Origin of the sequence: Burkholderia sp. JP2-270, assembly GCF_003233675.1 — a bacterium.
Lineage (GTDB): Bacteria > Pseudomonadota > Gammaproteobacteria > Burkholderiales > Burkholderiaceae > Burkholderia > Burkholderia pyrrocinia_C.
This window is the reverse complement of the sequence record NZ_CP029825.1, coordinates 2,439,839-2,462,084: the sequence shown is the minus strand read 5'-3', so window position 1 is coordinate 2,462,084 and position 22,246 is coordinate 2,439,839. Positions and strand designations below refer to the sequence as shown.

22 protein-coding genes and 1 tRNA gene are annotated in these 22,246 nt (G+C 67.0%); 16 read left to right on the top strand and 7 right to left on the bottom strand.

Annotation, left to right across the window (positions count from 1 at the left end; all coding sequences use genetic code 11):
- The first annotated feature begins 70 nt into the window (after positions 1 to 70).
- From DM992_RS29220 to DM992_RS29205, 4 genes are all read left to right on the top strand, one after another.
- Positions 71 to 1,141: an FUSC family protein gene (locus DM992_RS29220; RefSeq protein WP_111019709.1), complete on the top strand. Its 1,071-nt coding sequence runs from the start codon at positions 71 to 73 to the stop codon at positions 1,139 to 1,141.
- Between the two features lie 329 nt (positions 1,142 to 1,470).
- Complete coding sequence (gene argG, locus DM992_RS29215; RefSeq protein ID WP_105389664.1) at positions 1,471 to 2,805, top strand: argininosuccinate synthase; 1,335 nt, start codon at positions 1,471 to 1,473, stop codon at positions 2,803 to 2,805.
- A gap of 214 nt (positions 2,806 to 3,019) precedes the next feature.
- Positions 3,020 to 3,517, top strand: coding sequence for a shikimate kinase (locus DM992_RS29210; RefSeq protein ID WP_111019708.1), 498 nt, complete (start codon positions 3,020 to 3,022; stop codon positions 3,515 to 3,517).
- A 75-nt stretch (positions 3,518 to 3,592) separates the two neighbouring features.
- Complete coding sequence (locus tag DM992_RS29205; RefSeq protein ID WP_239511378.1) at positions 3,593 to 3,727, top strand: polysaccharide lyase family 7 protein; 135 nt, start codon at positions 3,593 to 3,595, stop codon at positions 3,725 to 3,727.
- Between the two features lie 75 nt (positions 3,728 to 3,802).
- Here DM992_RS29205 and DM992_RS29200 read toward each other — a convergent pair whose 3' ends face one another.
- Positions 3,803 to 5,113, bottom strand: coding sequence for an MFS transporter (locus DM992_RS29200; protein ID WP_111019707.1), 1,311 nt, complete (start codon positions 5,111 to 5,113; stop codon positions 3,803 to 3,805).
- A 274-nt stretch (positions 5,114 to 5,387) separates the two neighbouring features.
- On the bottom strand, positions 5,388 to 6,470 hold the full coding sequence (locus DM992_RS29195; protein ID WP_111019706.1) for a tartrate dehydrogenase: 1,083 nt from the start codon (positions 6,468 to 6,470) through the stop codon (positions 5,388 to 5,390).
- A 108-nt stretch (positions 6,471 to 6,578) separates the two neighbouring features.
- Between DM992_RS29195 and DM992_RS29190 the strand changes: the two genes are divergently transcribed.
- The 3 genes from DM992_RS29190 to DM992_RS29180 all read left to right on the top strand — a co-directional run bounded on the left by DM992_RS29190 (position 6,579) and on the right by DM992_RS29180 (position 9,478).
- Complete coding sequence (locus DM992_RS29190; RefSeq protein ID WP_111019705.1) at positions 6,579 to 7,487, top strand: LysR substrate-binding domain-containing protein; 909 nt, start codon at positions 6,579 to 6,581, stop codon at positions 7,485 to 7,487.
- A 210-nt stretch (positions 7,488 to 7,697) separates the two neighbouring features.
- The gene (locus DM992_RS29185; RefSeq protein ID WP_111019704.1) at positions 7,698 to 8,210 is read left to right on the top strand and encodes a helix-turn-helix transcriptional regulator; all 513 of its coding nucleotides are present in this window, start codon (positions 7,698 to 7,700) and stop codon (positions 8,208 to 8,210) included.
- Positions 8,207 to 9,478, top strand: coding sequence for a HipA domain-containing protein (locus tag DM992_RS29180; RefSeq protein ID WP_111019703.1), 1,272 nt, complete (start codon positions 8,207 to 8,209; stop codon positions 9,476 to 9,478). The genes DM992_RS29185 and DM992_RS29180 overlap by 4 nt, the downstream gene beginning before the upstream one ends.
- A gap of 25 nt (positions 9,479 to 9,503) precedes the next feature.
- On the opposite strand, the gene DM992_RS42410 is transcribed toward DM992_RS29180, so the two are convergent.
- Complete coding sequence (locus tag DM992_RS42410) at positions 9,504 to 9,668, bottom strand: hypothetical protein (RefSeq protein WP_204356190.1); 165 nt, start codon at positions 9,666 to 9,668, stop codon at positions 9,504 to 9,506.
- A 225-nt stretch (positions 9,669 to 9,893) separates the two neighbouring features.
- On the opposite strand from DM992_RS42410, the gene DM992_RS29170 reads away from it, so the two are divergent.
- The 3 genes from DM992_RS29170 (at position 9,894) to DM992_RS29160 (ending at position 11,980) form a co-directional block, all read left to right on the top strand.
- Positions 9,894 to 10,520 carry a LysE family translocator gene (locus DM992_RS29170; RefSeq protein ID WP_111019702.1) on the top strand — a complete coding sequence of 209 codons (627 nt, stop codon included), beginning with the start codon at positions 9,894 to 9,896 and terminating at the stop codon, positions 10,518 to 10,520.
- A 13-nt stretch (positions 10,521 to 10,533) separates the two neighbouring features.
- A complete protein-coding gene (locus tag DM992_RS29165; RefSeq protein ID WP_111019701.1) occupies positions 10,534 to 11,295 on the top strand; it encodes a class I SAM-dependent methyltransferase in 762 nt (253 codons plus the stop codon).
- 97 nt (positions 11,296 to 11,392) lie between these two features.
- Entirely contained in the window at positions 11,393 to 11,980 is a 588-nt protein-coding gene (locus DM992_RS29160) for a nuclear transport factor 2 family protein (RefSeq protein WP_111019700.1), read from the top strand.
- A gap of 61 nt (positions 11,981 to 12,041) precedes the next feature.
- Here DM992_RS29160 and rtcR read toward each other — a convergent pair whose 3' ends face one another.
- The gene (gene rtcR, locus DM992_RS29155; protein WP_111019699.1) at positions 12,042 to 13,661 is read right to left on the bottom strand and encodes an RNA repair transcriptional activator RtcR; all 1,620 of its coding nucleotides are present in this window, start codon (positions 13,659 to 13,661) and stop codon (positions 12,042 to 12,044) included.
- A gap of 338 nt (positions 13,662 to 13,999) precedes the next feature.
- Between rtcR and DM992_RS29150 the strand changes: the two genes are divergently transcribed.
- The 5 genes from DM992_RS29150 (at position 14,000) to DM992_RS29130 (ending at position 18,975) form a co-directional block, all read left to right on the top strand.
- A tRNA-Phe gene (locus DM992_RS29150) sits at positions 14,000 to 14,072 on the top strand.
- Positions 14,073 to 14,330: 258 nt separating this feature from the next.
- Positions 14,331 to 15,470: a slipin family protein gene (locus DM992_RS29145; protein WP_111020459.1), complete on the top strand. Its 1,140-nt coding sequence runs from the start codon at positions 14,331 to 14,333 to the stop codon at positions 15,468 to 15,470.
- 66 nt (positions 15,471 to 15,536) lie between these two features.
- A complete protein-coding gene (locus tag DM992_RS29140) occupies positions 15,537 to 16,760 on the top strand; it encodes an RtcB family protein (RefSeq protein ID WP_111019698.1) in 1,224 nt (407 codons plus the stop codon).
- A 55-nt stretch (positions 16,761 to 16,815) separates the two neighbouring features.
- Positions 16,816 to 17,631 (top strand): nucleotidyltransferase domain-containing protein, encoded by an 816-nt coding sequence (locus DM992_RS29135; protein WP_111019697.1) that lies wholly within the window; start codon positions 16,816 to 16,818, stop codon positions 17,629 to 17,631.
- Positions 17,632 to 17,826: 195 nt separating this feature from the next.
- On the top strand, positions 17,827 to 18,975 hold the full coding sequence (locus DM992_RS29130) for a DUF1176 domain-containing protein (RefSeq protein ID WP_204356139.1): 1,149 nt from the start codon (positions 17,827 to 17,829) through the stop codon (positions 18,973 to 18,975).
- Positions 18,976 to 18,999: 24 nt separating this feature from the next.
- On the opposite strand, the gene DM992_RS29125 is transcribed toward DM992_RS29130, so the two are convergent.
- The gene (locus DM992_RS29125; protein ID WP_111019696.1) at positions 19,000 to 19,668 is read right to left on the bottom strand and encodes an O-methyltransferase; all 669 of its coding nucleotides are present in this window, start codon (positions 19,666 to 19,668) and stop codon (positions 19,000 to 19,002) included.
- 133 nt (positions 19,669 to 19,801) lie between these two features.
- On the opposite strand from DM992_RS29125, the gene DM992_RS29120 reads away from it, so the two are divergent.
- The gene (locus DM992_RS29120) at positions 19,802 to 21,097 is read left to right on the top strand and encodes an aminotransferase class I/II-fold pyridoxal phosphate-dependent enzyme (RefSeq protein ID WP_111019695.1); all 1,296 of its coding nucleotides are present in this window, start codon (positions 19,802 to 19,804) and stop codon (positions 21,095 to 21,097) included.
- An 18-nt stretch (positions 21,098 to 21,115) separates the two neighbouring features.
- Here the strand turns inward: DM992_RS29120 and DM992_RS29115 are convergent, their stop codons facing one another.
- Positions 21,116 to 21,619 carry a hypothetical protein gene (locus DM992_RS29115; protein WP_111019694.1) on the bottom strand — a complete coding sequence of 168 codons (504 nt, stop codon included), beginning with the start codon at positions 21,617 to 21,619 and terminating at the stop codon, positions 21,116 to 21,118.
- A 66-nt stretch (positions 21,620 to 21,685) separates the two neighbouring features.
- The gene (locus tag DM992_RS29110) at positions 21,686 to 21,961 is read right to left on the bottom strand and encodes a DUF4148 domain-containing protein (protein ID WP_111020457.1); all 276 of its coding nucleotides are present in this window, start codon (positions 21,959 to 21,961) and stop codon (positions 21,686 to 21,688) included.
- Positions 21,962 to 22,246 lie beyond the last annotated feature (285 nt).

The window sequence follows — 22,246 nt, the reverse complement described above, 5'->3', positions numbered from 1 at the left end:
TACGTCTGCTGCGCACGCGGCGCGGCGCCGCGCAAGCCGCCGTGCGCGTTCCGGCCACTCCAGCTCCGTCATGACCACCCCGCTCCCTACCCGGCTGCCGCCACTCCTGCGCCACGCGCTGCGCCCGCTGCTCGATCCGTACCGCCGTTACCGGCACGCGAAGCTGATCCATGCAGCGCGCGTCGCGCTCGCGATTCTCGTGTCGATCGGCCTGTCCACCGGCCTGCGCGTGCCGCACGGCGAGTGGTCGACGATCACCGTGCTGATCGTCGTCGGCGGGCTGCAGCATCACGGCAACATCCGCAAGAAGGCGGCCGAGCGCGCGCTCGGCACGTCGATCGGCGCGCTCGCGGGGCTCGGGCTGATCCTGCTGTATTCCGCCGCGCACGCACCGATCGCGATCTACCTGCTGATGTCGGTTGCCTGCGGCATCTGCGCGTATCACGCGATCGGCAAGGCCGGCTATATCGCGCTGCTGTCGGCGATCACGATGGTGATCGTCGCCGGGCACGGCGACAACGAGATCGTCGACGGCCTGTGGCGCGCGGTGAACGTGCTGATCGGCATCGCGATCGCGCTGGCGTTCTCGTTCGCGCTGCCGCTCTATGCAACCTACTCGTGGCGCTACAAGCTCGCCGACGCGCTGCGCGCGTGCGCGGCCGTGCATGCGCGGCTCGCCGGCGACCGCCAGGTCGGCGACGACGCGCACCTGAAGGAAATGGCCGCGCTGAGCGCGCTGCTCGTGCAGTTGCGTTCGCTGATGCCGTCGGTGTCGAAGGAATGCGAGACGTCGATGACGCAGCTCGAGGCGATCCAGCGCAGCCTGCGCCTGTGCATCGGCTATCTGGAGATCCTGTCGAGCGCGGTGCCGGCCCGCGACGACGCGGCGGCCCGCGAATACTTGCGCGTCGGGATGAAGGCCGTGAACCGGCGCATCCGCGACACGCTCGTCGGCGCGAGCCGCGCGCTCAAGTTCGGCAAGCCGAGCCGGCTCGCGCCGCGCCGCCGGCCGGCCGACCCGCCGCACGACGCGCCGCCGCCGCAGCTGTCCGGATACGTGTCGATCACGGCGAAGCTGGCCGGCGAAGTCGATCAGTTGCGCGAGAAGCTGCTCGATACCGCGCAGTCGTGGAATATCTGAGGTTCCCGGGATTCCGGGCGCCACGCACCCGCCTTTCATACAACTTTCGGAGTGACGGGCCGCTATCCTGACGGCGACAGGTACGCCGCCCGGCCGATCCGACCCCGGAAGCACGGCCCGCGACGGCGCGCGTCCGAGCCCGTTTCTGCCGCCGCCCGGCGCCGGTTCGCGCCGCGTTCTCCGCCTGGTTAACCGCCCGCCAGGCCCGCTGCGACAGGCCGGACGACGTATCCGCGCGAAAATCAGCCCTTGCCCCAACTTCCCGGACAGCCGATACTCGCATATTCCGCGAAATACGATCCCACCGGACCCAATCCACGGTAATTCCTATGAGCACGATTCTCGAAAGCCTCCCGACCGGCCAGAAGGTCGGTATCGCCTTCTCCGGCGGCCTGGACACCAGCGCCGCGCTGCACTGGATGAAACTGAAGGGCGCCGTCCCGTACGCATACACGGCGAACCTCGGCCAGCCCGACGAAGACGATTACGACGCGATCCCGAAGCGTGCGATCGAATACGGCGCAGCCGGCGCCCGCCTGATCGACTGCCGCGCGCAGCTCGTCGCCGAAGGCATCGCGGCGCTGCAAAGCGGCGCGTTCCACATCACGACGGCCGGCGTCACGTACTTCAACACGACGCCGATCGGCCGCGCCGTGACGGGCACGATGCTCGTCGCCGCGATGAAGGAAGACGGCGTCAACATCTGGGGCGACGGCAGCACGTACAAGGGCAACGACATCGAGCGCTTCTACCGCTACGGCCTGCTCGTGAACCCGGACCTGAAGATCTACAAGCCGTGGCTCGACCAGACGTTCATCGACGAGCTCGGCGGCCGCGCCGAAATGTCCGAATTCATGCGCCAGGCGGGCTTCGCGTACAAGATGTCGGCCGAGAAAGCGTATTCGACCGATTCGAACCTGCTCGGCGCGACGCACGAGGCGAAGGATCTCGAAAGCCTCGAAAGCGGCATCAAGATCGTGAACCCGATCATGGGCGTCGCGTTCTGGCGCGACGACGTGAAGATCGCCGCCGAGGAAGTGACGGTGCGCTTCGAAGCCGGCCAGCCGGTCGCGCTGAACGGCGTCGAGTTCAAGGATCAGGTCGAGCTGCTGCTCGAAGCGAACCGCATCGGCGGCCGTCACGGCCTCGGCATGAGCGACCAGATCGAGAACCGGATCATCGAGGCGAAGAGCCGCGGCATCTACGAAGCCCCGGGCCTCGCGCTGCTGTATATCGCATACGAGCGTCTCGTCACCGGCATCCACAACGAAGACACGATCGAGCAGTACCGCGAGAACGGCCGCCGTCTCGGCCGCCTGCTGTACCAGGGCCGCTGGTTCGACCCGCAGGCGATCATGCTGCGCGAAACGGCGCAGCGCTGGGTCGCGCGCGCGATCACCGGCGAAGTGAAGATCGAACTGCGCCGCGGCAACGACTATTCGATCCTGAGCACGAAGTCGCCGAACCTCACGTACCAGCCGGAACGCCTGTCGATGGAGAAGGTGGCATCGACGTTCTCGCCGCGCGACCGGATCGGCCAGCTGACGATGCGCAACCTCGACATCACCGATACGCGCGACAAGCTGCGCGTTTATACGCAGGTCGGCTTGCTGACGCCGGGTGAATCGTCGGCGCTGCCGCAGATCAAGGGCGACGACAAGTAAGTCGCTTCGTTCGACGCCGTGCCGCATCGCTGAATGCGGCACGGCCGGGCAGGCTGCGTGTGCCGATCATCACGCACGCAGCCTGCCGCTCCTTCCGCCTCTCCCCGCTTTTTGCCCCCTCCGCAATCGCATCACGCGGCGCCTCGCGCAAACGGCACTGCAACGCCGCACCGGTCATGACAAGCTGCGAGTCGTTCGACTCCTGCCTTTCCTTATGACTGCCCTTACCGTTATCCACCTGAATGGCCCGATCAACAGCGGCAAGACGACGATTGGTATCGCGCTCGCACGCGTACTGCCCGATGCGCGCTTCATCGACGGCGACGATCACGACGCACTCGAAGATGCACCGTTCGACGTGCAATGGGCGATCGCGCTGGAACGCCTCGTCACGCAGATCGCGAATGCGCGCGAACGTCATCTGGTCATCGCCTATCCGATCGGCGAAGCGGAATTCGAACGGTTGCGGGCGGCTTGCGACGCGCGTGATGCACGGTTGTTCGTCGTGACGCTCGCGCCGCCCGAAGCGGTCGCGTCGTCGAATCGCGGTTCGCGCACGCCGACGGACTGGGAACGGCAGCGCATCGCCGAGATGTATCGCGAAGGGTATGCGTCGCAAGCGTTCAGCCAGATCGTGCTGGATACGTCCGACGCGACGCCCAATGCATGTGCGGCGCGCATCGCGCAGCACGTCGCGGCAACGGCGTCGTAACGCCTGCGCCTGAACACGCACCTCGAGCCAACACGCGAACGGCTCGCGGCGACTGGCACGACCAGGACCTTAACGTTGGATTCGAGCCTCGACGGCCAGAGCTTCTACTTCAAGGCAGCCGAATACGACCAGACGGCCGGGTCCGGCACGCCGCTGACGACGCCCGGCACCGTCGTGAAGTTCTATGCGTTGACGCTGACGCATAGCTGATCGCACGTAACGCCACATGGCACCGGACGGGCACGCGATGCGCGCCTGTCCGGCGTTTCGGCGCAAACGCCTTGCTTACGGGTGATGCCGCACGACCGGCGCGACCGCTTCCCGCGCCCCCTTGCGGCTCAGCATCAGCGTGACGACCGCCGACACCGCGAGCGTGCCCGCCACCACATAAAGCCCCGCCGCATACCCGCCCGTCACATGCTTGAGCCAGCCGATCGCGAACGGCCCGACGAACCCGCCGAGGTTGCCGATCGAGTTGATCATCGCGATCCCCGCGGCAGCACCGGCGCCTGACAGGAACGCGCTCGGCATCGCCCACAGCGGCGCCTTCGCGGCACTGATCCCGATGTTGACGACGACCAGCGCGAGCACGGTCAAGAGCGCGGTGCTCGCCTGCCCCGCGAACACGAAGCCGATGCACGCGAGCACGCACGGAATCACGACGTGCCACGTGCGCTCGCCGGTGCGATCCGAGTGCCGCGCCCACCCGATCATCGCGACGACCGCGGCGATGCTGGGGATGCCCGTCAGCAGGCCCGTCTGCAGCGCGGTGAAGCCGAACTGCTTGACCATCAGCGGCGCCCACAGCCCGAGCGTATACAGCCCCGCCGACGTGCCGAAGTAGATCAGCGCGAGTGCCAGCACGCGCGGGTCGCGCAGCGCCTGCCACGCGCCGGCCGTATGCCCGGCATGCGTGTGGCGCACGTCCGCCTCGGCCTTCAGCTTCGCGATCAGCCAGTCGCGCTCGTCCGGCTGCAGCCACGCGGCCTTCGACGGCGCATCGGTCAGGCACTTCAGCACGACGAAACCGAGCGCGACCGCCGGCAGCGCTTCGACGATGTACAGCATCTGCCAGTCGGCGAGCCCGAACATCGGCGGCATCTGCATGATCGCGCCGGACAGCGGCGAACCGATCGCGGTCGAGATCGGCGCGGCCGCCATGAACCACGCGGCGGCCACCGCGCGCTGCTTCGCGGGGAACCACAGGCTGAGATACAGGATGATGCCGGGGAAGAACCCGGCTTCGGCCACGCCGAGCAGGAAGCGCAGCACGTAGAAGCTGGTCGGCCCGGCGGCGAACGCGGATACGGCCGACACGAGGCCCCACGTGATCATCACGCGCGCGATCCAGATGCGCGCGCCGACGCGGTGGAGGATCAGGTTGGACGGCACTTCGAACAGGAAGTAGCCGATGAAGAACAGGCCGCCGCCGAACCCGAACGCGGTCGGCGACAGGCCGATCGCCTTGTTCATCGTCATCGCGGCAAAGCCGACGTTGACGCGATCGAGAAAGCTGACGAAGTAAAGCAGCATCACGAACGGAATGATGCGCCACATCAGTTTCCGCGCGACGCGGGTTTCAAGATCCGCTTGCATGTGTCTCCTCCTTCGAGGTCGAGCCGTGCTCTGTCCGTGAATACTCGCCGGCGCCGCGATGAAGCGCGCGGACCGGCGCCCGGCTCGCGTCGGATGCGCGAGTCGCGGGCATAAAAACCGGTGGGACGACGAACGGGCGGCGGCCGGCGGGCGGCGGGCGGCGGGCGGCGGGCGGCGGGCGGCGGCCGGTTGCCGGTTGCCGGTTGCCGGTTGCCGGTTGCGCATGCGCGCCGCCGCTACATCGCAGCGCGCATGCGCAGCGCCGCTTCGATCGTCAGACGCCGACCGCCGCGTTCGCGACGCGCTCGCAGACGGCTGCCGTCACCTCCGCAGTCGTCGCGCTGCCGCCGAGGTCGCGCGTATGCAGCGACGGGTCGGCCGTTACGGCCTCGATCGCCTGCATCACGCGCGCGGCGGCTTCCGTTTCGCCGAGATGCTCGAGCAGCATCACGACCGACCAGAACGTGCCGACCGGATTCGCGAGCCCCTGGCCCATGATGTCGAACGCGGAGCCGTGGATCGGCTCGAACATCGACGGATAACGACGCTCGGGATCGATGTTGCCGGTCGGCGCGATGCCGAGGCTGCCGGCGAGCGCGGCGGCGAGATCGCTGAGGATGTCCGCGTGCAGGTTGGTCGCGACGATCGTGTCGAGCGATGCCGGCCGGTTGACCATGCGCGCGGTCGCCGCGTCGACGAGTTCCTTGTCCCACGTGACGTCGGGGAATTCCCGCTCGATCTGCTTCGCGATCTCGTCCCACATCACCATCGCGTGCCGCTGCGCGTTGCTCTTCGTGATCACGGTCAGCAGCTTGCGCGGACGCGACTGCGCGAGCCGGAACGCGAAGCGCATGATGCGTTCGACACCGGCGCGCGTGAGGATCGACACGTCGGTCGCGGCCTCGATCGGATGGCCCTGGTGCACGCGGCCGCCGACGCCCGCGTATTCGCCCTCGGAGTTCTCGCGAACGATGACCCAGTTCAGGTCGTCCGGCCCGCAGCGCTTCAGCGGCGCGTCGATGCCGGGCAGGATGCGCGTCGGGCGCACGTTCGCGTACTGGTCGAAGCCCTGGCAGATCTTCAGGCGCAGCCCCCACAGCGTGACGTGATCGGGCACGTCGAGGTCGCCCGCCGAGCCGAACAGGATCGCGTCCTTGCCGCGCAGCGCGTCGAGGCCGTCGGCCGGCATCATCGCGCCATGGAGGCGGTAGTAATCGGCGCCCCAGTCGAAATCCTCGAACTCGAACGCGAAGCGGTCGCTGCCGCGGGCCAGCGCTTGCAGCACCCGCTTGCCGGCCGGCACCACTTCCTTGCCGATGCCGTCGCCGGGAATCGTTGCGATACGGTAGGTCTTCATGCGGACATCCTCGATTGATCGTGAGCGTGAACGCACTTTACCGAACCAGGAGTGCATGAACCGGCGCTAGAATCAAAGCATCTTTAACTTCAATTCATGAATCCCGTCATGGCGGATACCGTCCAGCCGGCCGATCTCGGCTTCTTCTCGACGCTGGCCGCGTCGGGCAGCCTGAGCGCGGCCGCGCGCGAACTCGGGCTGACCGCGGCGGCCGTCAGCAAGCGGCTCACGCAGATGGAGCGGCGCGCGGGCGTGACGCTCGTCAACCGCACGACGCGGCGGATGATGCTGACGCCCGAAGGCGACGTGTATCTCGACTACGCGCGCCGGATCCTCGACCAGATGGACGAACTCGGCGAGTTGCTCGGCAGCGCGAAGCAGCGCCCGAAGGGGCTGCTGCGTGTGAACGCGACGCTCGGTTTCGGGCGCAGCCATGTCGGCCCCGCGATCTCGCGCTTCGTCGCGCGTTATCCGGAAGTGTCGGTGCAACTGCAGTTGTCGGTGATGCCGCCGCCGCTCACCGACGACGCGTTCGACGTGTGCATCCGCTTCGGTGAGCCGCCCGACACGCGCGTCGTCGCGCGGCGGCTGGCGCCGAACCGCCGGCTGCTGTGCGCGGCGCCCGCGTATCTCGCGCGGTACGGGACGCCCGGCACGCCGCACGACCTGACGCGGCACAACTGTATCGGCATTCGCCAAGGTGACGAGGGCTATGGCGTGTGGCGCCTGACCAGCGGGCGCGGCGCGGCACGCCACACGGAAGCCGTGCGGATCAACGGCAACCTGACGACGAACGACGGCGAGATCGCCGTGAAGTGGGCACTCGACGGGCACGGCATTCTGATGCGGGCCGAATGGGACCTCCGCGACTATCTCGCAGACGGCCGCCTCGTCGTCGTGCTGCCCGACCATGAAACGCCGAGCGCCGACATCTATGCGGTGTACGCGCAGCGTCACCAGATGTCCGCGCGGATTCGTGCGTTCGTCGATTTTCTGGCGGACGAATTGGGGCGTTGAGGACGGTGCAGGAATCGGAATGAGGCGCACAACTGCCACGCGTGCATGAAATGGACGCAAAAAAATCAATTATTTTGGCTAATTCATCGATAAATCGCCAAAATATTTACATTCTCGTGTATCGCCCCGGCCTCGAAAGCACTTCCGCGCCACATCGCATGTGCTAATATTTTGGCATCTTCGTTAGCAAAACATTGAAATATTAGCCTTATGGCAAAAAAGACGGCTCCGCTCCTGCCAGTATCGAACCAACTGCTCGCCGAATTCGGCGAGCGGCTGAAGCTTGCGCGCCTGCGCCGGAAGCTGACGGCCAAGCAGGTTGCGGAACGCGCCGGCATGTCGCCGATGACGCTTCGTTCGCTGGAAGCCGGCGGGTCGGGCGTCACCATCGGCGCCTATCTGTCCGTCATGCAGGTGCTCGGGCTCCAGAACGATCTGGAAAAGCTGGCCGCCACGGACGAATTCGGCCGCCAGCTTCAGGACGCCCGCCTCGTCAAACCAAGATCCGCCCGACGAACCATGCCGCCGCTCTCCGCCGCTACGTCGCCCACGCCCGATCGGCGCATGCGCGCAAGCGCTCCCTCCACCACGAAAGCCGCCGGAGCAGGCACGGCAGCATCCGAAACCACCGAACCCGGCGATACCCGCGGCACGACGGCAGCCGATCTTGCCGCATTGCTGAAGCCGGCAAGAAAACGGCATGGGGAGCATCGCGGGAAATGACGACGATCGGTGTCTACGCAGATTGGGACGGCTTGCCTGAACCGCGAAAGCTCGGACTCCTGCACAGCCGCAAGACGCGGGCGAGCGAGCGGTTCGAGTTCCAGTACACCTCCGCTGCACTGGCGGCTCCCGAGTTCGCAAACGTGCAGATCGATCCGGCAATCGGTCTCTTCGAAGGCCCCCAATATCCGGCCCCGCCGCGGGACGCGTTCGGCGCCTTCGCCGATTCCAGCCCCGATCGGTGGGGCCGCATGCTGATGGATCGCAAGCTGGAGCGAGACATTCGTGCCGGCCTGCGACCGAAAGGCACCCGACTCCACGAATCGGACTACCTGCTTGACGTTCACGACCTTTATCGCGTCGGCGCGTTGCGCTACCGGCTCGACGACGCCGGAGAATTTCTCGACGATCGTCATGATCTCGCTGCGCCGCCGTTTGCAGAGATTCGTGAACTGGAACACGCGAGTCGCGCGCTGGAGGAAGACGTCGACAATACCGCCCCGGATGGCCGCGACTGGCTAGCGATGCTCATCGCCCCCGGCGGCTCGCTCGGCGGCACAAGACCCAAGGCAAGCGTCGCCGACGATCGAGGCCGTCTCTATATCGCGAAGTTTCCGAGCGCACGGGACGACTACGATGTGGGCGGCTGGGAAATGGTCGTCAATGCACTGGCGGTCGGTTGCGGCCTGAACGTCGCCCACGCCGAGGCACGAAAATTCGCCAGCGACCATCACTGCTTCCTGGTCCGGCGTTTCGATCGGACGGTCGAGGGCCGGCGTCTGCATTTCGCGTCGGCCATGACCATGACCGGCCACGTCGACGGCGACGATGCGTCGACAGGCGTCAGCTACCTGGAATTGGCCGAAGTCCTCATGCGGCACGGCGCACGGCCGAATGCCGACTTGCGCGAGCTATGGGCCCGCATCGTCTTCAACCTCCTGGTCTCGAACACCGACGATCATCTCCGCAATCATGGATTCATTCTGGTGCCGGGTGCGGGCTGGCGACTCTCGGCGGCGTATGACATGAATCCTGTCGCCGTCGCCGACGGCCTCAAGCTCAACATTACGGAAGCCGACAACGCACTCGACCTCGACCTCGCCCGCGAGGTATGCGAATACTTTCGGCTGAAGCTGCAGGACGCCGACGAGATCATCGACGACTTCCGCGATGTCGTCAGCCAATGGAGAACGCTTGCGACGCGACTCGCGCTTCCCACCCGCGAGCAGGAGCGGATGGCCGGCGCGTTCCATCTCGCGAACGATTGACCGCCCTTCGTTCGACGCCTCTCGTTCACGCCATCGCCACCTGACCGCCCTCGCGATCGTTCGTCTCGACGGCTTCCGGCACCGGCTGTCGCGCCATGGCCCCCGCGACGACCACACCTTCCCGGTCCTGCGCAAACCGCTCGGCGATCCAGTCGATGAACACGCCGAACACGACGAGCGGACGCGGCACATGGTAGACGTCGGCGTCCGCTGCGGGATCGGGTGGTCGGTGGAAGCTTGCGCATGAACCGGCAGGCGGTGGAGAAAGCGGACGCCGTGCCCGCGCGCCCTTTCGTGCTTCTACCAGAAAGGCGCCGGCGCAGCCGGGCGGTTCGCGGGCTGCGTCTGCGGCCGCGCGCCGAACCGAATACAATGCGCCGATCCCCCGCCGCTGCGCCAACCTGCCGGAGCCGCCATGTTCGACCTGACCACGCTGACCACCTTCACGGCCGTCGTTCTGGGCCTGTTCCTGATCCCCGGCCCCGCCGTGCTGCTCGTGCTGAGCCGCACCGTGCAGGGCGGCCGCAAGACCGGCATCCTGACCGGCCTCGGCGTCGCGAGCGGCGACTTCGTGCATACGCTGTTCGCGGCGGTCGGCCTGTCCGCGCTGCTGATGACGTCGGCGCTCGCATTCAACGTCGTGAAGCTGGTCGGCGCGGCGTACCTGATCTATCTCGGCGTGCGCGCGCTGCTCGACAAGCCGTCCGATCCGTCACTGCCGGCGGTGCCGCCCGTCACGCCGCTCAACGCGTACCTGCAGGCGATTCCCGCCGAAGTGCTGAATCCGAAGACCGCGCTGTTCTTCCTCGCGTTCATGCCGCAGTTCGTGCATCCGGAACGCGGCTCGACGTTCGTGCAGTTCGCGGTGCTCGGGCTGATCTTCGTCGTGCTCAGCTCGCTTTATACGACGCTGATCGCATGCTCGATCCGCCCGCTCGGCCGCATCGTGAAGCGGCTCACGTGGCTCACGCGCTGGCAGGGGAAGATCATCGGCTCGATCTTCATCGCGCTCGGGCTGCGCGTGGCCGTGCAGCAACGCTGATGCGCGCGGCCGCATGACGTCCCGCGCGGCGCCCGCCGGCGAAGCCCTCTACACCGACCCGCGCCTCGTCGCGGTCTACGACCTGTTCAACGCGGGCGATCGCGACTTCGCGTTCTACGCATCCGTGATCGGCGCCGCGCGACAACGCATTCTCGATCTCGGCTGCGGCACCGGCATGTTCGCGCGCCGGCTCACGGCGGCCGGGCACGACGTCGTCGCGATCGATCCCGCGCCGGCGATGATCGATTACGCACGACGCCAGCCGGGCGCCGACGCGGTACGCTGGATCGCGTGCGAACTCGGCAGCCTGCCGCCAGGCGCGCCGTTCGATGTCGTCGTGATGACCGGGCACGCATTCCAGTGCCTGCTGACCGACGACGACATCGACGCAACATTGCGCGGCGTGCGGCGCGTGCTCGCCGACGGCGGCCGCTTCCTGTTCGAGACCCGCAACCCGTGCGTCTCGCCGTGGCGTGCATGGACACCGGAGCATTCGGAACGCAGCGTCGAATCGCGCGAATCCGGCGGCGTCGATCTCCATCATGCGGTGCGCGCAGTAGACGACGGGATCGTGACGTTCGACACGTACTACCGTTTCCGCCGCGACGACACGTTGCTGACGAACACGAGCCGGCTGCGCTTCATCGCGCAACCCGAATTGCAGGCGCGCGTAGCCGCGGCCGGATTCGCGTCGGCCGACTGGTGCGGCGACTGGCAACGCGCGCCGTTCGATGACGCAACCAGCGCGGAGATCATCGCGATCTGCCGCGCGTGAGTGCGTGTTCGATTGCGTCAGCCCGCAACCGGCAGCAAGTCCACCACATACGCATGCCGGAGCGTACTGCCCGAAACCCGATACTGGAGGCTCGACCATGCCCCTCCCGCTTCATCCCGCGCAGGTTCGCGCGGTGCTCGAATGCTATCTGCGCGCGAAGGACCTGAACCGGCCCGCGCTGATCGCCGACTGCTTCGCGGCCGATGCCGAACTGAGCTTTTCGATCGCGAACGACGACATCGATTTTCCGCCGCGCGTGACGGGTGCGGCGGCCATTGCGCGCACGCTGGTCGAGGAGTTCGGCGAGCGGTTCGAGCGGTGCCGGACCTATTACGTCTGCACGGAACCGGCCGTCGACGAACATGGCGTCAGCGGAATGCCGTGGCTCGTCGTGATGCGGCAGAAGGGCAACGGCGCGTTGCGGATCGGGCACGGCACGTACCGCTGGCAGTTCGCGTGCGATGGCGAAGGCGTTGCGCGGGTTGCCGCGCTGCACATTCATATCGCGCGGATGGATACGATCGACGACCCGCAGTCGGTGAAACTCGATGCGCTGCACGCGGCGTTCGGGTATCCGTGGCTGCCGGCGCAGGCATTCGCGCGCGGGTTGGCGGATGTGGCAGCGGCGCAGCCGGATTGCGCGTTCCTCGTGCCGTTCCGGGAGGCCGCAGCGGCGGTGGCGTGACCGAACCCGTCCGCGTGCGTGCGGGGCCATTCGGCTCCGCGCGGCATCCGCGCCGCCACGCTCACCGTGCCGCTTCGAGCGCCAGCCGCACCCCCTCCCAATCCAGCCCGAACCGCGCAAGATACTTGCGCAGCCGATCCGCATCGTTCGGCTGCTTCTTGCTCTGCCGCGACACCGCGAACAGCGTGCGCCCGGCTTCCGACAGGCTCGCCGACACGCGGCACACGTCGAGCACGCGTTCGAGCTGCGCACGGTCGAACAGGTCGAGTTCCGCCGCACGCGCGCCGAACACCGCATCGACCCACGTATCGGACGCACCCGCGCCGCCCGATGACGACCACGTGCGCGCCAGCCGCTCGACTTCCTGTTCGGCAAGTTCCTCGGTGATCCGTCCCGCATCGGCCAGCGTCGCCATCCGCGTGACCGAGGCCGACAACTCGCGGAAGTTACCGGCCCACGCCGCGCGCGGCGACGCCGCGAACGCGAGATAACGCCGCTTCGCCTCGACGTTGAAACGCACCCGCTCGCCCTGCTCGCGACCGAAACGGTCGAGCTCGAATTCGAGGTTCGGCTCGATGTCCTCGCGACGCTCGGCGAGCCCCGGCAGTTCGTACGTCCACAGATTGATCCGTGCATAGAGATCCTCGCGGAACGTGCCGGCCGCCACCATCAGCCGCAGGTCGCGGTGCGTGCCCGCGATCAGCTCGAAATCGCTGCTTGCCTCGACGTCCGCGCCGACCGGCAGGAAGCGCTTTTCCTCGATCGCCTTCAGCAGCATCGCCTGTTCGTCGAGCCCGAGTTCGCCGATCTCGTCGAGAAACAGCAGGCCGCCGTCCGCCGCGCGCAGCAGCCCCGCGCGTGCCGACTGCGCACCCGTGAACGCGCCCTTCACGTGACCGAACAGTGTCGACATCGCCGCGTCGCCGCGCAGCGTCGCGCAGTTGATCTCGATGAACGGCCCCGCGAGCCGATGGCGGCCGCGCTTCAGCTCGTACACGCGCTTGGCGAGAAACGACTTGCCGGCGCCCGTCGGCCCGACGAGCAGCATCGGCGCGCGCGAACGCACGGCCACGCGCTCCAGTTGCTCGATCAACGCATTGAAGCGCGCGTTGCGCGTCGCGATGCCGGCCTTCAGGAACGACACCGTTTCGTCGCGTTCGCGCGTGAAGCGCTGCGCGATCCGGTTGTAGCGCGACAGGTCGAGATCGATCACCGACACCGTGCCCGGCCCGCTCGGCCCTTCGTCGGTCCGCTGCGGCGGCCCCGTCTGCACGAGGCGCGCGGGCAGGTAGCGTGCTTCCGCCAGCAGGAACCAGCAGATCTGCGCGACGTGCGTGCCGGTCGTGATGTGGATCAGGTAATCCTCGTGTTCGAGGTCGAACGGATAGGCGCGCGCGTAGTCGTGCAGCGTCGCATAGACCTCCTCGAAATCCCACGGGTCGTGGATCGTGAGCGGCGTGAGCCGTACGTCGGTGTGCGGCGACAGGCGCGCGAGATCGTCCCGCACCTGGTTGGCGAGGCGCGTGTAGCTCAGCGGATGCAGCAACTCGAGCCGGTCGATCGGCAGTTCGGGCTGCTCGCACAGCGAGATCGTCGGCCGCCATTTCCGGTAGCGGCGCGGCGCACGACCGCCCTGGTCGAGCACGGTGCCGAGAAAACCGATTGCGACTGTCTTTCGCATGTTTATCTCATCAGATAAGAAGCGATCCGATTGTATCGGATTTTATCGACCCGTCCTGGCAGGCAAGGCCGACGCGAACCAACCAAATTCAGAAAATTCCCCTTTAATTTCAATTAACTAGGAATTTCTTCGAGCACTGAACTCCCCGCTGGCACGCTCCTCGCTAAATAGAAGGCGCCGGATGTCCCGCTGGCCTGCGAGCCAGGGTTCACAAAGCCCTGCTGGTGCGCCGCCGCCGAACCTCGTTCGTCGCGGCAGCGCATGCCGCCATGGACAGACGAAGGCAAAGGGGCGCGCTCAGGCATGCCACGTCCGGGTTCGAATCCCGGGGCGCCCACCGTTCGGTAGCTCATTCGGGTAGAGCAGCCGGCGAAAGCCGGTGTGTAGCGGGTTCGAATCCCGCTCGAACACTGTCCGAAAGGACAGTCTCTTGATGGAAGCAGTACCCGCCGGTGCGGGCCGAAAGGCCCGCCGCGCGTCGGACCGGTCATGGTTCCGCGCGATCGGCCAGGCGGCCGGACGGCCCGCGCGAACGCGCACGACGACGCGATGCAGGATGCGTCGCCGTGCTGCGCCAGCGTCGGCCCCCGCGCCGCCCGCCCGATTGCGTCGCACCGCGATCCGCACGATGCGCGTCACCCGGCGGTCATTGAAGAAAAGGACAAGAATATGTGGAAGCGTCATGTAGTGAAAAAGAACGAACGCGCGCTGCTGATGAGCGAGGGCGATTTCGTGAAGGTGCTCGAACCGGGCGTGTTCAAGGCCTTCGATCCGTTCAAGCGCCTGTCGGTGCAGACCGCGCGTCTCGACGCGCCGCTCGCCGACGAAGCGCTGGCCGACTACCTGCGTCACGACGCACAGGACGTGCTCGCGCAATATTTCGTCGCGATGGATCTGGCCGACGACGAAGCGGGCCTGCGCTATGAGGACGACGTGCTCGTCGAGATCCTGGCGCCGGGCACGCGCCGGCTGTACTGGCGCGGCCTGATCGCGCATCGTCTCGAACGCGTCGATCTCGCGCACGACAGCATGCTGCCGGCCGCGCTCGTGAAGCGCATCGCGCAGCCGGCGCTGCGTGCGCGCGGTGTGGCGGGCCTGACGGGCGTGCTGCTGGCGCAGGTGCCGGCGTATCACGTCGGCGTGCTGAAGATCGACGGCAAGATCGAGCGGCTGCTGGAAGCGGGTGTATCGGCGTTCTGGCGCTTCAACCGCGACGTCGCGGTCGAACTCGTCGACCTGCGCGTGCAGGCACTCGAAGTCGGCGGGCAGGAAATCCTGACGCGCGACAAGGTCGCGCTGCGGCTGAACCTGTCGGCGACGTGGTGCTATGCGGACGTGCTGCATGCGTTCGGCCAGTTGCAGAAGCCGGTCGAGCACCTGTATCGCGAGCTGCAGTTCGCACTGCGTGCGGCCGTCGGTACGCGCTCGCTCGACGAGCTGCTGGAAGACAAGCAGTCGATCGACGACGTCGTGATCGCGCAGGTGCGTGCGCGCCTCGAAAATTCGGGCGTGGACGTGCGCAGCGTCGGCGTGAAGGATATCGTGCTGCCGGGCGACATGAAGACCATCCTCGCGCAGGTGGTCGAGGCCGAAAAGGCCGCGCAGGCGAACGTGATTCGCCGCCGCGAGGAAACGGCGGCCACGCGTTCGCTGCTGAACACCGCGAAGGTGATGGAAGAAAACCCGACCGCGCTGCGGCTCAAGGAGCTGGAAACGCTCGAGCGCGTCGCGGAACGGATCGACCGCATCTCGGTGTTCGGCGGTCTCGACCAGGTGCTGAACGGACTCGTCAGCATCAAGGGCGCTTAAGGCTCGAAACAAACGGCGCGGCGCATGTGTACCGCGCCGCACGAATGAACGAATCAGGTGAAGCAAATGAGCAACATGGATTATCAGGTGATGGAACTGGCGAACGGCAAGCCGGTGAAGATGTGGACGCAAGGCGTCGCCGTCGAGGACGAAGCGCGCGCGCAACTGCGCAATACCGCGCAGATGCCGTTCATCTTCCGCCACGTCGCGGTGATGCCGGACGTGCACCTCGGCAAGGGCTCGACGATCGGCAGCGTGATTCCGACGAAGGGCGCGATCATTCCGGCCGCGGTCGGCGTCGACATCGGCTGCGGGATGATGGCCGCGCGCACGACGCTGACGGCGTCCGACCTGCCGGACTCGCTTGGCGGGCTGCGCAGCGCGATCGAACGCGCGGTGCCGCACGGCCGCGCGCCGGGCCGCCGCGATCCGGGCGCGTGGGGTGATCGCACGCCGGCCGCCGTGACCGAATCGTGGAAATCGCTGCTGCCGGGTTTCCAGCGGATCGTCGACAAGTATCCGAAGCTGGAAAAGACGAACCACTACGCGCATCTCGGCACGCTCGGCACCGGCAACCACTTCATCGAAGTGTGCGTCGACGAAGCGGACCACGTGTGGTTCATGCTGCACAGCGGCTCGCGCGGCGTCGGCAACGCGATCGGCAGCCTGTTCATCGAACTCGCGCAGGCCGACATGCGCCAGCACATCGCGAACCTGCCGGACCGCAACCTCGCGTATTTCACCGAGGGCAGCCGGCACTTCGACGATTACGTCGAAGCGGTCGGCTGGGCGCAGGACTACGCGCGGCGCAACCGGCAGGCGATGATGGACGCGGTGATCGGCGCGGCGCGCGGCGTGATCGGCAAGCCGTTCGCGGTCGACGAGCACGCGGTGAACTGCCACCACAACTACGTGCAGCGCGAACGCCACTTCGGCGAAGACGTGCTCGTGACGCGCAAGGGCGCGGTGTCCGCGCAGAAGGGGCAGCTCGGGATCATTCCGGGTTCGATGGGTGCGAAGAGCTTCATCGTGCGCGGGCTCGGCAATCCGGAAAGCTTCTGTTCGTGCAGCCACGGCGCGGGCCGGACGATGAGCCGCACCGAAGCGAAGCGCCGCTTCACGGCCGACGACCAGGCGAAGGCAACGCAAGGCGTCGAATGCCGGAAGGACGCGGGCGTCGTGGACGAAATCCCGATGGCCTACAAGGACATCGACGCGGTGATGGCGGCTCAGCGCAGCCTCGTGGAAGTGGTGCATACGCTGCGCCAGGTGGTGTGCGTGAAAGGATAGCGCGGCGCGCGGCCGATGGCCGGCGGCCGCGCGCAACGAAAGGGAAACAACAAGAATGAAAACGGATAAGGCAATGACAACCGTGCGCAGCGCACATCCGGTCGACCCGGCTGTGCGTGCGCGCGTGATGGCGGAACTCGCGGAAGTCGAGCGCCGCCACGACGTGAGCGTGCTGTTCGCATGCGAATCGGGCAGCCGCGGCTGGGGCTTCGCATCGCCGGACAGCGATTACGACGTGCGCTTCGTGTACGTGCACCGGCGCGACTGGTACCTGCGTGTCGAACCGCAACGCGACGTGATCGAGCGGCCGCTCGACGACGAGCTCGACGTGAGCGGCTGGGAGCTGCGCAAGGCGCTGCAACTGCTGCGCCGGTCGAACCCGACGCTGCTCGAATGGCTCGACTCGCCCGTCGTGTATCGAGAAGACACGCGCTGGGCGCCGCGGCTCAGGTCGCTGGCGTCGGCATTCTTCTCGCCGGTGCGCGGGCGCCATCACTATCTCGCGATGGCGAAGAAGAACTTTCGCGGCTACCTGCAAGGCGACACGGTGCGTTACAAGAAGTACCTGTACGTGCTGCGACCGCTGCTCGCGGTGCGCTGGATCGACATGGGGCTCGGCATGCCGCCGATGCGCTTCGCGGATCTCGTCGACGGCACCGTGCACGAGCCGGCGGTGCGCGCGGAACTCGATGCGTTGCTCGCGTTGAAGATGAGCGCGGGCGAAAGCGAATACGGGCCGCGCCGGCCTGCGATCCATGCGCTCGTCGAGACGATGCTCGCGGATGCCGAACACGATCGCGAATACAAGCGGCCGTGGGGCGATGTGTCGATGCTCGATACGTTCCTGCACGACGTAGTCGACTGTCGATGAAAGACGAACGGCGCGGTGCCCGCGGGCATCGCGCCGTTTCCACGTCTGCACGGGCCCGTTGCGGCGGTATACTTGGTCTCATTCGGCAAAGCGCACCGCGTCATGCGCCGCTGCACTCGACGTGCACCGCTTGCTGACGATGCGCTTGCAGTCCGACGTCTTCCGCCCGCCCGTTCACAGCCGATACGAACCGTCATGTCGCACCGCCTTTCGCTTGCCCTCGCCGCCCTCCTCGCCGCTTCTCCGCTCGCCGCGCAGGCTCGCCCGCTCGCGCGGCCGCCGGTCGAGCGCGACTTCAAGAGCTGGTCGGTCGTCTGCGACAACGGCAACCGCTGCATTGCCGAAAGCCACGCCGACGATATCGACGATGCGCGCACCAACCTCATCCTGCGCGTGACGCGCGATGCCGGCCCCGACGCGCAACCGTCGCTCGACATCTTCGCATCGGCGCCATTGGATCTGCGCACGGCACGCGCCGATGGCCGCCCGTTCGATGCGATGCCGGCCCAATGGCACGCGTTCGGCGACAAACCCGACAATGACGACGCGCACCCGTTCCGGATCCGGACGAGCGATCCGGCAACGGTTGCCGCGTGGCTCGCCGCGTCGCGCAATGCGCAACTGCTGAGCTTCGGCGATCCGGCGTCGGCGCAAACGCCGCGCACGCCGCTGTCGGGATTGAATGCCGCGCTGCTGCTGATCGACGATACGCAGGGTCGCGTCGGCACGGTCACGGCGCTGCAGCGCCCCGGCAACCGGCCCGCGTCGTCGGTGCCGGCCGCGCCGGCACTGCCGCCCGCCGTCGTTCCGGCGCCGCCCGTCGCCAGCCTGTCGGCCGCCGAACAGCGCCCGCTCGTCGATGCCGTGCTCGCGAAGTTCGGCACCGACGTGAAGCAATGCGCGGCCGATGTCGAAGACGAAATGCCGGCGGGCGATCGCAGGAAGGCGTCGCGCGCCGTGGCGATCTCGGCCGACGAGGCGCTCGTCGCGATCCCGTGCCAGACCAGCAGCCTGTATAACCACACCGGCCTGTGGTACCGCGTGCGACGCGCGGCGCCGTATGCACCGACGGCGATGAACTTCGGCGAGAACGCGAACGCGGGCCTCGATTCGGCGTCGTTCGCAAACGAACTGACCGAGGCCGGCTACGATTCCGCCAGCGCGATGCTGTCGAGCAAGGTCCGCTTGCGCAGTGCCGGCGATTGCGGCTCGACCGCATCGTGGATCTTCGATGGCCGGCGCTTCCTGCTCGCCGACATCGCGACGCACGGCACCTGCAACGGCCTGTTGCAGGATCAATGGCCGCGCCTGTATCGCCGGGCCGACGCGACGGGAAAGCGCTGACGCGCGTGGCGCGCCTCCGTCACGTCACGATCCGACGATCGAGATCGAGAACCCGTCCCGGCCCTTCTGCCCGACCGTCTGCACGGCCGTCGTCGTGAGCTTCGGCTCGGCCGCGAGACGCGCGAAGCCTTCCCGCACGCCGACCACATCGGGCTCGCGATTGTCCGGATCGGCCACGCGCCCGCCGCGCACGACGTTGTCGACGACGATCACCGTGCCGGGCCGCGACAGTTTCAGCGCCGCGTCGAGATAGACCGGGTTGTTGTTCTTGTCCGCATCGATGAAGATGAAATCGAACGGCGCCTCACCCGCATCGACGAGCCGCGCGAGGCTGTCCTTCGCGCTGCCGACGATCACCGACACGACCTCCGCGAACCCGGCGCGCGCGATGTTCCGCGTCGCGACCTTCGCGTGCTCGGGGCTCAGTTCGAGCGTCACGAGCGTGCCGCCCGGCGGCAACGCGCGCGCGAGCCAGATCGTGCTGTAGCCGCCGAGCGTGCCGACCTCGAGGATGCGCCGCGCGCCGCGTATCGTCGCGAGCAGTTGCAGCAGCTTGCCCTGGTTCGGCGCGACGTTGATCGGGGGCAGCCCGGCCGCATTGCTGGCCGCCAGCGCGGCATCGAGCGCATCGTCGGACGGCACGAGCGTCGCGGAAAAATACGCATCCACCTGGTTCCACTGGTCCTGGTCCATCGCGCGCCTCCTGTCTGCCGAAAACCGCATTCTATGCGCGGCATCCCCATAAGCAACACACCATTCGTTCTAAGGACAGCAGCACGCGTGCTCCTATAATCCGTCGACCATCACAACAACAGACGGAGCACCCATGACCGATCAGGCCTCTTCGAACTGGCGCCTCGAAACCATCGCCGTGCACGGCGGTTATCGTCCGGACCCGACCACGCGCGCGGTCGCCGTACCGATCTATCAGACCGTTGCGTACGCATTCGACGACACGCAGCACGGCGCCGACCTGTTCGACCTGAAGGTCCAGGGCAACATCTATACGCGGATCATGAACCCGACGACGGACGTGCTCGAGCAGCGGATCGCCGCGCTCGAGGGCGGCATCGGCGCGCTTGCGCTCGCGTCGGGGCAATCCGCTGTCACGTATGCGATCCAGACGATCGCCGAAGCCGGCGACAACATCGTGTCCGCGAGTTCGCTGTACGGCGGCACCTACAACCTGTTCGCGCATACGCTGCCGCAATACGGGATCACGACGCGCTTCGCCGATCCGCGCGACCCCGCGTCGTTCGAGCCGCTGATCGACGCGCACACGAAGGCGATCTTCGCGGAATCGGTCGGCAACCCGCTCGGCAACGTGACCGACATCGCCGCGCTCGCGGAAGTCGCGCATCGCCACGGAATCCCGCTGATCGTCGACAACACGGTGCCGTCGCCGTACCTGCTGCGCCCGTTCGAGCACGGCGCGGACATCGTCGTGCACTCGCTGACGAAGTATCTCGGCGGGCACGGCACGAGCCTCGGCGGCGCGATCGTCGATTCAGGCAAGTTCCCGTGGGCCGAGCACGCGGACCGCTTCAAGCGGCTGAACGAACCGGACGTCAGCTATCACGGCGTCGTCTATACGGAAGCATTCGGGCCGGCCGCGTATATCGGCCGCGCGCGCGTGGTGCCGCTGCGCAACATGGGCGCGGCGATCTCGCCGTTCAACGCATTCCAGATTCTGCAGGGCATCGAAACGCTCGCGCTGCGCGTCGAACGGATCAGCGACAACGCACTGAAGATCGCGCAGCATCTCGCGCGCCACGAGCAGGTCGAGTGGGTGAACTATGCGGGCCTGCCCGATCACCCCGACCATCCGCTCGTCGCGCGCTACCTGTCGGGCCGCGCGCCGGGCATCCTCACGTTCGGCGTGAAGGGCGGCCGCGACGGCGGCGCGAAGTTCCAGGACGCGCTGAACCTGTTCACACGGCTCGTCAACATCGGAGATACAAAGTCGCTCGCGACGCACCCGGCATCGACTACGCACCGGCAACTGTCGCCCGCCGAACTCGCGAAGGCCGGCGTGAAGGAGGAAACGGTGCGGCTGTCGATCGGCATCGAGCATATCGACGACCTGCTCGCCGATCTCGACCAGGCGCTCGCGCAGCTTTGACCGGAACGGGCGCGCCGGCTACCACGTCGTCGCGCCCGCCGGATACGTGTCGACGATGTGCGTGCCGTTGACCGGCGTGACGCCCTCGTTGCGCAGCGCAGCCCACAGGTCGATCGCATGCTCGCGCGATTTGCGGCTGCCGTCGTCGGTCAGCACGTTCAGCGCGATCACTTCGTCGCGTATCGTCAGTTGCAGTTGTTCCTTCAGCTTGCGCGACTGATACGACGCGGTACGGACATCGCCCAGCACGATTCGCTTCTCCGCGACATTCGGCTCGCCGCCCGAATCGGCCGGCACGAACGTCAGCCGGCCGTTGGCGACCTCGCATTGTCCGCGCGCGAATGTCGCGCTCCAGTCGCCTGACGGCACGGCCGCGAACTCGCAACGCATCCGCTCGTTCACGCGGCGGCCGGCGTCGTGCGCCGACGCATGCGACAGCGCACGTTCCGGCCAGCCGGCCGCCATCGCGGCCGTCGACATCACACAGACAGACAGCACGATTCCTGTTGCGATAGTGCGCATGGCACGCTCCTTTTCATATGGAGAACCAGCCGAGCGGCGGCGTCGCAGCCGGCCGCGAATAAACGCTCAATGCACCGCGAAGCGGTTGTCGTGCACATCGACCGTCGGGGCCCTCTCGCCCCCGTGAACCGTCGAGCGATGGATTTCCCGATTGCGCGCGACGGCGGCGGGGCTCGCCGGATAGTCGTGGTTCAGGCTCGGGATCACGCCGTCGTGTCGCGCGCGCACCAGTTCCTGACGCACTTCCTGCCGGGTCTTCGCCTGCGCGGCAACGGTCTGCGAGAAGGCCGCGATCGACAGCGCGGCAGCGGTCATGGCGATCATCGGTCGCGGAATGTTCATGTTGTTCGCTCCTTCCCGGAAATCCGTCACGGGAGCCTTCACTTTGATCCGGCGGCGGTGCGGCATCGTGATCCCGACATGACGGTTTCGTCATGGTTCGCGCGTGTACTGCGCCGCAGTGCGAATGCAATTCGTATTGAACAACGGCGCAGGCGTCGATCGGCTCCTAAGGCTACGGCGGAACGCGCATGCAACGCATGCGTCAATCTCGGCTTGCGCCATTGGTTCTGATCGCGACGACGGCGCGCTCGCGTATGCATGACAAAAATTTCATGTTCCGATCAG